At 66.8% G+C, this 271-nt stretch carries 1 protein-coding gene; it reads left to right on the top strand.

The annotated features are described in order from the left end of the window. The coding region (locus ACLJNW_RS25260; protein ID WP_410961369.1) for a transporter at nt 1–271 on the top strand (271 nt) is incomplete at both ends.

Below are 271 nucleotides of genomic sequence, written 5' to 3'. Positions count from 1 at the left end.
GACAAGGACGCCGCGATCAACACCGGCAGCAACACCTGGATCTTCAACCCGCACTACGCCTTCACCTGGGAACTGGGCGAGCGCCTGGAACTCAGCGGCCGCCTGCACTACGCCTGGATCAGCCGCAACGACGACCCCTCGCCGCGCCTGGGCGCAAACGACGTACAGCCGGGCCAGGCGCTGCACGCGAACTTCTCGATCTCCTACGCGCTGGACCCGCACTGGCGGATCGGCCTGGCCGGCTACCAGTTGAAACAGATCAGCGCCGACC

Origin of the sequence: Salmonella sp. SAL4457 (genome assembly GCF_046548235.1) — a bacterium.
Classification (GTDB): Bacteria; Pseudomonadota; Gammaproteobacteria; order Enterobacterales; family Enterobacteriaceae; genus Salmonella; species Salmonella enterica.
This window is presented reverse-complemented; position numbering and strand designations above follow the sequence as displayed.